The 10,869-nt window shown below is 32.8% G+C and carries 8 protein-coding genes and 1 tRNA gene; all 9 read right to left on the bottom strand.

All coding sequences use genetic code 11. The features are described from left to right. Positions 1 to 146: 146 nt before the first annotated feature. Positions 147 to 689 (bottom strand): transcription termination/antitermination protein NusG, encoded by a 543-nt coding sequence (nusG, locus tag CHRY9293_RS17750; RefSeq protein ID WP_122548481.1) that lies wholly within the window; start codon positions 687 to 689, stop codon positions 147 to 149. Between the two features lie 19 nt (positions 690 to 708). After that, complete coding sequence (gene secE, locus CHRY9293_RS17745; RefSeq protein WP_122548482.1) at positions 709 to 915, bottom strand: preprotein translocase subunit SecE; 207 nt, start codon at positions 913 to 915, stop codon at positions 709 to 711. A 12-nt stretch (positions 916 to 927) separates the two neighbouring features. Then, a tRNA-Trp gene (locus CHRY9293_RS17740) sits at positions 928 to 998 on the bottom strand. Positions 999 to 1,052: 54 nt separating this feature from the next. Further along, entirely contained in the window at positions 1,053 to 2,240 is a 1,188-nt protein-coding gene (gene tuf / locus CHRY9293_RS17735) for an elongation factor Tu (RefSeq protein WP_122548483.1), read from the bottom strand. Positions 2,241 to 2,597: 357 nt separating this feature from the next. Further along, complete coding sequence (locus CHRY9293_RS17730) at positions 2,598 to 5,696, bottom strand: efflux RND transporter permease subunit (protein ID WP_162034200.1); 3,099 nt, start codon at positions 5,694 to 5,696, stop codon at positions 2,598 to 2,600. 12 nt (positions 5,697 to 5,708) lie between these two features. Continuing rightward, entirely contained in the window at positions 5,709 to 6,794 is a 1,086-nt protein-coding gene (locus CHRY9293_RS17725; RefSeq protein ID WP_162034199.1) for an efflux RND transporter periplasmic adaptor subunit, read from the bottom strand. Between the two features lie 3 nt (positions 6,795 to 6,797). Beyond that, entirely contained in the window at positions 6,798 to 8,039 is a 1,242-nt protein-coding gene (locus CHRY9293_RS17720) for a TolC family protein (RefSeq protein WP_162034198.1), read from the bottom strand. A gap of 503 nt (positions 8,040 to 8,542) precedes the next feature. Further along, positions 8,543 to 9,907, bottom strand: a complete 1,365-nt coding sequence (locus tag CHRY9293_RS17715) for an ATP-binding protein (protein ID WP_162034197.1) — start codon at positions 9,905 to 9,907, stop codon at positions 8,543 to 8,545. Then, entirely contained in the window at positions 9,908 to 10,591 is a 684-nt protein-coding gene (locus CHRY9293_RS17710) for a response regulator transcription factor (RefSeq protein WP_162034196.1), read from the bottom strand. Positions 10,592 to 10,869: the final 278 nt, after the last annotated feature.

Raw genomic sequence — 10,869 nt, 5'->3', positions numbered from 1 at the left:
ACAAAACCAGCTGATTTTGGTTATAATGCTTGAAATTCATAAGCAAATATCTGATTATCAAATATAAATATACGAAATCCTATTGAGGTATCCAAAAAAATATCCGCCTCAGTTGTGAGACGGATACTTATATATTGAAAATATAGTTATATTTTTTCTACTTGCATGTAGCTTAACTCCATTGGAGTTTTTCGACCAAAAATAAGAACCGAAACTTCGATTTTCTTTTTATCTTCTAAAATTTTCTCAACTGTTCCGTTGAATCCATTAAATGGTCCGTCAATTACTTTGATATTTTCACCTACCAAATAAGGAATTTCAACATCACTTGCAAATTCTGATAATTCATCCATTCTTCCAAGCATTCTGTTTACTTCAGACTTTCTCATTGGAACGGGATCTCCTCCTTTAGTTAAACTCAAGAAAGAAATTACACCTGGAATATTTTTAATTACGTGAGGTATTTCTCCCATTAGATCAGCCTCAATCATTAGGTAACCTGGATAATAGGGTCTTTCTTTAGGAACTTTCTTACCGTTTCTAAGTTGAATCACTTTTTCCATAGGAATAACCACTTGAGTAACGTACTGCTCAAATCCTAAACGTTTGATTTCTGTCTCAATATAGTTTTTGACTTTATTTTCCTGTCCGCTGATCGCTTTCAGCACATACCATTTCAATTCGCTCATTATGGAAAATATTTTTATATTAATTGAACAAGTTGATTAGTATCCCTACCATGTTGCTAATTGCTTTAGAAAACAATTCATCAACTCCAAAAGTAAATAATGACAAAATAACTGTTGCAATGGTAACTACAATAGTTGAAGATTGCAAATCAGCCCATTTTGGCCATTCAACTTTATGCCTGAATTCGATATAAGAACCTTTTAAAAAATCGATAAATGAACTCATAATTTATATTTGCACGGGCACAAGGATTCGAACCCTGATCAACGGTTTTGGAGACCGGTATCCTACCATTGGACGATGCCCGTAGTTAAAAAGCTCCGTAAGAATTTCCTTACGGAAGCCTTTTATATTTTAAGATATTAATCTAAGATTTCAGTAACCTGACCAGCACCTACTGTTCTACCTCCTTCTCTGATTGCGAATCTAAGTCCGTCGTTAAGAGCGATTGGTTGTAACAATTCTACTGTAATTGTTAAGTTATCACCAGGCATTACCATTTCTACACCTTCTGGCAAGAAGATTTCACCTGTAACGTCAGTAGTTCTTACATAGAACTGAGGACGATATTTGTTGTGGAATGGAGTGTGACGTCCACCTTCTTCTTTAGAAAGGATATAAACCTCAGCTTTGAATTTTTTGTGTGGTTTAACAGAGTCTTTCTTAGCAATAACCATACCTCTCTTGATGTCAGTTTTTTCAATACCTCTCAACAATAGACCTACGTTATCACCAGCTTCACCTCTATCTAGGATTTTTCTGAACATCTCAACTCCTGTAATTGTAGAAGTCAATTTCTCATCACCCATACCAACGATATCAACAGGATCTCCTGTATTGATAACACCAGCCTCGATTCTACCAGTTGCTACAGTACCTCTACCTGTAATAGAGAATACGTCTTCGATTGGCATCAAGAATGGCTTATCTTGATCTCTTACTGGTTGTTCGATCCAAGTATCAACTGCATCCATTAATTCTTCAACAGTTTTAACCCATTTCTCATCTCCGTTAAGAGCTCCAAGAGCAGATCCTTGGATTACTGGAGAATTATCTCCATCATATTCGTAAGTAGATAAAAGATCTCTAAGTTCAAGCTCAACAAGCTCTAATAACTCAGCATCATCTACCATATCAACTTTATTCATGAAGACAACAATTCTAGGTACATTTACCTGACGGCAAAGTAAGATATGTTCTCTTGTTTGTGGCATTGGTCCATCTGTAGCAGCACATACTAAGATAGCTCCGTCCATCTGAGCAGCACCTGTTACCATGTTCTTAACATAGTCAGCGTGACCTGGACAATCAACGTGCGCATAATGTCTGTTTACAGTTTCGTACTCGATGTGAGCAGTATTAATAGTGATACCTCTTTCTTTTTCTTCTGGAGCAGAGTCAATAGCAGAGAAATCTTTCTTCTCAGCAAGACCTTTATTAGCTAACACACTACTAATAGCAGCAGTAAGTGTAGTTTTACCATGGTCAACGTGACCAATAGTACCAATGTTCAAGTGTGGTTTGTTACGATTAAACGTTTCCTTTGCCATGATTTAAAATTATTTATTTATTGTTTTATTCAAATTTTCGGTTTGCAAATATAATGAATTTTTAAATATTAAAACCTTTTTACAAAAAAAAGTTTCAATATTCAAATCCAAAGAATTACAAACTCGTATATTTCCATGTATTGAAGTGCAAATTTACACAAATTTCCTGATTGAAAAAAAACAAAGAAATGTTTTCTTTAAAATATCCTCAATAATATATTGAATAGCTAATCTATCGTTTTAATAATGAATCACATAAAAAAAATATATCTCCTTGTTTTTTTAATTAGTTTACCCTTTTAACCCTAGTTATAGTTATAAATAAAGTCCGAAGTAATATGACTCCGGACATGATTTTTATATTTGTTCCGATCTCTTCGCTCGATTAAATATCCAAAAAATAATGGGGAAAATTAACAGAGTAAGAGTCGTTGCCGTGACAAGTCCTCCAATAATTACAATGGCTAAGGGTTTTTGTGATTCAGATCCAATTCCGGTAGATAATGCAGCCGGCATTAATCCAATAGAGGCCATCAACGCAGTCATTATAACGGGTCTTGTCCTGGATTTTACCCCATTTAATATGGCGTTATCTAGATTTAATCCATTTTTAACATTTTGGTGAAATTCAGTTATTAGGATAACCCCATTCTGAATACATATTCCCAATAATGCAATCATTCCCACTCCTGCCGAAATTCCAAAATTAATTCCCGTAATGTGAAGTGCAATAATTCCTCCTATTAATGCAAATGGAACATTGGCCAATACAAGAAGAGAATCTTTCATATTTCCAAACAATATAAATAAAAGAAAGAAAATTCCTAAAATACTTATAGGTACGACTTGTGCAAGTCTGTGAGACGCTCTTTGTTGATTTTCAAACTGTCCTGTCCATCCAATACTATACCCGTCTGGAAGTTCGATTTTTGAAACAGATTTTTGTGCGTCTGCAATAGTACTTCCCAAATCACGATCACGAATGGAGAATTTTATTCCTATATATCGTTTTATATCATCTCTATAAATAAAAGCAGCTCCATTATCTTTAATAATTGTACTGATCTCTTTTAAAGGGATTTTTGCACCATCTTGAGTAGGAACCATTAGTGCTGCAATATCATTTTCATCTTTTCTATATTCCTGTGAATAGCGAAGACGTATAGGAAATTTCCTTTCCCCATCAAACATTTCCGATGCCGTTTTTCCTCCAAAAGCCATTTCCAAAACAGCCTGTGCATCCGCAGGCATCACCCCATATGCTGCCATTTTATCTCTATCTAAAACAACACTTACTTCAGGCTGTCCAATATTTTTTATGATTCCAGGATCTTTTACGCCTTCTACATTCTTAATCTTCTTTAGTACTTCTTCAGCTAATCTATCTAAAGTTTCAAGATTATCTCCATAAATTTTAATTCCATTTTCCGCTTTGAATCCAGCCACCGCTTCCGCAACATTATCTGAAATAGGTTGTGAATAATTAAATGTAATTCCTTGATAGTTTCTTAGTTTTTCATCAATTTCTTCAATCAATTCATCATACGTAATTTTGCGTTTCCATTCTTCTTTAGGTTTAAGATTTACGGCAAATTGTACAAAACCAAAACCATTTGGATCCGTCCCATCATTACTTCGCCCCGTTTGTGCCAAGACATCTGTAACTTCTGAAAAACTCATTATATCTTTCTTTAAAAGATCTGCTGTCTTTAGTGATTCTTTCAGAGATGAACTCATTGGCATTTCTGCGGTGATCCAAAGAGATCCTTCGTTTAATTGTGGTAGAAATTCGGTTCCTAAAAATTTCCCTGAAAATAATGTGACTGCTAGAAATGCAATAGCTGCTATAAGGCTCATTTTTTTATACTTAAAAGTATAGCTGAAACCTTTCATTACAATTCGATCCCAAAAATTCACAAAAGGGTTATTTTTTTCTTTTACATTTTTATTTAAAAGAATATGAGAAAGAACCGGAACTAGCGTCAAGGTAAAAATCAATGCTCCCATTAATGCAAAACCTAGTGTAAAGGCTAATGGTGAAAACATTTTCCCTTCTACTTTCTGAAATGAAAAGATGGGGATTAAAGATGTTATTATAATTAATTTTGAAAAGAAAATTGCTTTTCCCAAGCCAGTTCCTGTCTGTTTAATCCATCCTCCTTTTGCCATTTTATTAAACTTTTCGCTTCCATATTTATGCGCTTTATGGTCAAGCATTACGAAAAGTCCTTCGACCATCACTACTGCGCCATCAATAATAATCCCAAAATCAACGGCTCCTAAAGAAAGTAAATTGGCACTCATTCCCGCCAACTTTAAACATAAAAAAGCAAACAGTAATGATAATGGAATAATAATAGAAACAATAAACGTTGTCCTCCAGTCCGCCATGAAAATTAAAACAATTACAGTTACTAATACAATTCCCTCAATAAGGTTATGCATAACAGTATGTGTTGTAAAGTCCATTAAATTATCCCGATCATAAAATGTGACCATTTTTACATCTTTCGGAAGAATTTTTTCATTGAGCTCTTTAATTTTAGCTTTAACTCCAATCAATACATCACGGGGATTTTCTCCTTTCCTCATCACTACAATACCTTCCACTGTATCTTCTTGGTTATTGAGTCCTGCTTGTCCTACTCTAGGCATTGAACTCTCATGGACTTCTGCCACATTTTTAACCAAGACCGGATTTCCACTATCGTTCTGTATCGTAATATTTCCAATATCAGAAACTGATTTTACTAACCCTATCCCTCTTACTACATAAGCTTGTCCATTTTTCTCAATTACATCTCCTCCCACATTTAAATTACTCTTCGTTACGGCATCGTACACCTGTAATGGTGTCAAATTATATTTATCTAATCCTCTTGGATCTATACTTAATTCAAAAACCTTATCCTGGCCTCCGAAAACATTAATATCTGCTACCCCAGGAACTCCTCTCAATGCCCGGTCTACAACCCAATTTTGTAAAGTCAGCAATTCTCGGGAATCTTTTGTTTTACTCTGTAAAGTATATCGAAAAATTTCTCCTGTTGGACCATAAGGAGGTTGTACTTCAGGATCGACCTCATCTGGAAGATTTACTGTTCTTAATTGATTATTGACCTGATTTCTTGCAAAAGTATCATCTACTCCGTCATCGAAAAGAATTTTAACAATGGAAAGACCAAACATCGTGGTACTCCTTACACTTGTTTTCTTTTGAACGGGACTCATTGCCAATTCAATTGGAGTCGTAACGAAACGTTCTACTTCTTCGGCACTTCGTCCATTCCATTGGGTAATAATGACAATTTGGGTATTGGTGACATCTGGAAAGGCTTCAATAGGCATGTTTTTGAAACTTATAAAACCAGAAATGGCTAAAACAGCAACCCAAATAAAGGTAAAAGCTTTATTTTTTAACGAAAAAGCAATTATGTTTTTAATGAATTTATTCATGAGTTGATTAGATTAGCTATTAAGAGAACGATAAATAAGCAATTGATTATCCGCGATAACTTGTTCTCCTTCTGATAATCCCTCAGAAACATAAGTAGTATCTCCCACTTGCTTTAACACTTTAATTTCTTTAACCTTTACATCTGTTCGGGATTTGAAAATCACCACAAAACTTCTATTATCATCAAAAATCACTGCTTTAGAGGGAACTGTTAATGCCATATTATTTTCTGAACTTGAAACTTTTATTGTTGCTTTACTTTCCGGAATAAGCAAGCCATTCGCATTATCCAATACAACTCTTGCCTGCATTGCATTGGTTTGAGGGTCTATAATTTTAAAAATCTTGTCAATTTTCCCGTAAAAAATCTTATCCGGATATGATAATGTGGAAACCTCCGCTTTCATTCCTAAATTTATTTTATCAATATCTGATTCATTTACATTCATGATTGCCCAAACGTTCGTTGTATTAGCCACATCAAAAATATTATCACTTCTGTCGCTTCGAAGCTGCATATCTTTATTGATATTTTTCTGAACAATATATCCATTTATTGGAGCAACAACCGTATATATATTCCCTTGTTTCACGTCATATACTGTACTTACTGCCATCGCTCTTTGTAATTGGTCTTGAGCTTTTTGTAGTTGACTTTTAGCCTCTAAAACATCTCTCTCAGTATTTAATTTTCCTTCATACATTTCTTTTGCTACCCGAAGGTTATTCTGAGCAACGACAAGATCTGTTTTAGCATCACTTACATCTTTTTGAATCTCCGCCAACTCAGTGCTTCGGATTGTTGCTAGCACCTGTCCTTTTTTCACATAATCTCCCAGTTCAACATTTACACTTAAGACATTTCCTCCCACCAAGGGATATACATCAATATAACTATTCTTATCTGCAGAAATTTTTCCATAAAAGTTATAGTCATCTTCTATATATTTTTTCTCAACTTTTGCTAAAGAAATAGATTTCAGCATTGTATTACTTAGTTCAAATCCTTTTTTCGCTTGAGAAGTACTCTCCTCAACTTTTTTTGAACAAGAGAGTAATGATAATATGATCAATACAGGAGTTAAATACTTTTTCATTGCTTAATAGAAAATTTTCGTTTGTATGAGTTGATTGAGTTGTTCCGCTGATTGCATAAGCTGATTTTTCATTTCATAGATTTGAAGAGCCGTTTCTCTGTAACTATCCATGAAATCTGTAAATTCTATAAGACTTACATTTCCTTTTCTGAAGTTCGTCAACATTCCATTGTATACAAGCTCCATATTATTAAGATCTGTGGATTGTATTTCACTTAATTGATCATATTGAACTTTCCAAGTTTTATAGGCAGACTGAACTTTAGTTTCAAGATTCAATCTTTGATAATCGGCATTTTTCTGATTTTGCTGAATGGCATAATTGGCTTTTTCTACATTACCTTTGTTACTCTTCCATAAAGGCAAGGGAATTCCTACCATAAGATTAACCTCATTTTTAAATGTTCCTCCATTCTGATCCCATCCGGCGCCTAGATTTAGATCCGGCACATTCAACGATTTTTGCCACTGAGCATAGAGTTTACTATTTTCGATTAATTTTAAATAGTATTGATAATCGGCATTATTTTCTAAGGCTTTTGCTTTTAGTTCCTCTTCGTTACCAAATGGCTGTAAGACTAACGTTTCTTTTGCTTCTGTATCGGATAATTGAGGTTGGATATCTTCTGTAATCCCTGTTAGCAATTTCAAATTTTGTTCAAATTCAACAATATTTTTATTGATTTCAACCCTATCATTATTTAACTGAATAACTATACTTTGTAATCTTACCTCATCTTTTAAAGAGACATTTCCCTTCGCTGATTGTACCTTATATGCACTTAATAGATCATTCATGTAACCTCTCTGCTTATTTGTGTTTTCAAGCTTCAGGTTCTCATAGTAAAGATTAAAATAGGTAGTTCGAAGTTGTGATTTGAGATCGACCAATAATTGTGAAAACTGCAGTTGTGCCAGTTCTTTATTTGATTTTGCAAAGGCAATTTCATTTTTCTTTTTGCCTCCCATATAGATCAACTGAGTTATTGCCGCACCTTTAGCATGTCCTACATCAAAAACTTTTTTATCTTGTGGATTATAGGCATTAATTTGTCCACTTAACTGTGGTAATTCCCATATTTTAGCTTGGAGAATATCTGCATCAGCCATATTAATATTATACTGTTCCGCGAGCAGCTGCAGGTTGTTCCTTTGAAAAGCTTCTTCACAATCCGAAAGTGACATTTGTTTCTGTGCTACCATCCATGAAGAAATAATAATAAAGACTCCGGTGATTTTGTTCATGCACTCAGTTTTATGTATTACAAATTTGCTTTTATAGAATTAAAATGACCTTAAAGTATACTTAAAAAAAAATTAAAATTAATCAAAATCTTTTTAAATGATAAACAATATTAATCCTCTTAATTAAATATATTATCATTTTTACAAACAACACAAAATAAAATCTTATTAAATTATCTATTCAATAGCTTTTTAGTTGTAAACTTTAAAAAAATATTCTCTTTCAATCCAATGATTGGCAAAACGCATACATTAAAAATCATCTTAAATGGAGAGACATATACTTCCACAGAAAAATTAATAGCATCACCAGACATTAGAAAATACTATTGCGCAAAGTAATTCCAGGAGAATGTCAGGAGGTGAAGTACAAGTCATATATTATTATCAAGACAATTATGAAGAGGAAAATTATTATTTAAATAATATTGTCACAAAGCATTATACAATTCAATAATGCAATGGAGAATACTAAATATGTTTCTGGTATTGTCCTGATGAAGTCATTTTATAAAATTAAGACTAAATTTATTTATTTTCTCTTCGGGTACCGAATAAGTAATTTCGGCTCCATGGTATTCAAGAATTCTTTTTACAATTCTAAGGCCGAGACCAGAACCTGAAATATTTTGGGAATTATCTCCTCTCGTAAAAGCTTCAAATAATTTCGATTGCTCTTCCTTTGAAATGACATTACCCCGAGAAGTCACATCAATAATAAGATCTGAGCTTCCTTCTGTAATCAAGACATCCACTTCTGTATTATCTGAATAGATGGCTGCATTTTTAAATAAATTAATGAATACTATACTTAAAAGAGATTGTACTCCTTTGATGGTTAAAAGAGCATTTTCCGATGTATTTTCAGAAATTAAAAAATCCATTTTAAGATTAGGATAGCTTTTCTCAACCGTTTGAAAAGATTCAAAAATAACTTCATCAATTCTCACCTCTTCGTAAATGGATTGAATATTCTCCTTATCAAATTTGGTAAGAAGTAATAAAGAATTGGTTAAATCTGATAGTTGATACACATCTTGTTGAATCTGTTTTAACGAAGATAATGTTTCGGGGGTATGTTGTTGGAGCTTAATCAAGTTTTCCAGCTGAAATGCCATTCTGGTAATAGGGGTTCTGATTTCATGAGAAGCACTCGCCGTAAAATCCTTTTGAGATTGAAAAACATCATCCAGTCTTGCAATCATCGTATTGAAAGATGTTGCAAGGATACTTATTTCATCATGCGACTCTACAACAGGAATTTGTGTGGTTAACTTATGTGCAGTGACTTCAGAAATTTCTTTATTTAATTCTTCTAACGGATGAAGAAACTGCCCCATAAAATAATAACTAAAAAAACCAATAAGAAGAGTACTTATTACATAAGCTGTAATTAAGAGGTATTTCAGATAGGATAATTTTGATGTCCCATTCGTATCATAAGCACTTGTTAGGATGTAATAGTTTTCTCCGTTGATATGTCTAAGTGCCGCATAAATTTCAGGAACAGTTCTTTCTGCATAAATAATTTTTTTTTCATCTAATTCCTTAAGCAAAGTATTATCCCAAGTTACATTCCGGTCCTTTATAGTACTATATATTAGGTCTTTATTACTATTAAAAATTAATATAGTTTCATTGAGCAAAATATTATCCGAATTTTCACTAAAAAAAAGAGGTGCTTCTTCTTCAAAGTTTTTTGACTTTTCAATAAAATGGGAAGTAAATTCAAGTCTTTGTCTAAATCTTTCTTTAAATTCATCTTTCCTAAAGTCATTAAACGACATGTAAATAATTACCATTACTATTCCGAATAGTAACGAAAAAGTAATACTAAGATTGAGCGCGATCTTTCTTTTTAAAGACATTTATTGTAATGAGCTTAAATAATATCCAAAACCTGAACGAGTATGAATCAATTTTACTTTAAAATCTTTATCTATTTTTTTTCTTAGGAAATTGATATAGACCTCTACTGTATTGGTGTTGGTATTGAAATTATGTTCCCATACATGTTCTGTGATCTGTTGTTTGGAAACTGTTCTTCCCTGTGCCTCAGCGAGATAAACTAACAATTGAAATTCTTTTAGTGTAAGAACAATTTCCTTTCCACTTCTATACACTTTTTGCTCCGTTTTATTGATAATCAAATCATCAATTCTAATAATATCTTGATCGATAGTTTCAGAAGGGATCTTTCTTCTTAATAATGAATTGATTCGTAAAAGAAGTTCTTCAAACTGAAAAGGCTTCACTAAATAATCATCCGCTAATCTCGTAAAGGCTTCTTTTTTATCTGAAATATCTCCGTAGGCCGAAATAATAATAATAGGCGTATTTTTATCAAAGGAACGAATGGTATTACAAACTTCTAAACCATTAATCTTGGGAACATTAATATCTAGCAGATACATATCATAAGTTCTATTTTTAATCTGATGAAGGAAAGTTTCACCATCATACATCTTATCACAGGTAAAATTATTTGACTCCAAAAACTTACAAAGCTCTGCTGAAAGAATAAGATCGTCCTCTAATAAAAGAATATTCATCAAAAATTTATTTTATACGAAAGTAACGATTTTTTTATTATTATTTAAAATAGAAATTTAATTAGCATCCATGAGAAATACGGAAGAAACATTCTATTCATATTTTTAAGTTTCTTGATAAATGATATGTTTGCTAAAAAAGATATAAAAAAGGCTCAGGCGCAAAAGTTGGGGGGAACTTTTAATACTATTATCTTTGCTTTATGATAAATGATCAGGAACTTCTTAAATTATTACTTCCAGAATTTTTGGTAGAACACTTTGATATACTAAAAGCC

The organism is Chryseobacterium potabilaquae, from assembly GCF_902728265.1.
GTDB classification, from domain to species: Bacteria; Bacteroidota; Bacteroidia; order Flavobacteriales; family Weeksellaceae; genus Chryseobacterium; species Chryseobacterium potabilaquae.
Note: the sequence above shows the minus strand (reverse complement) of the source record. Positions and strands in the feature narration are given on the sequence as shown.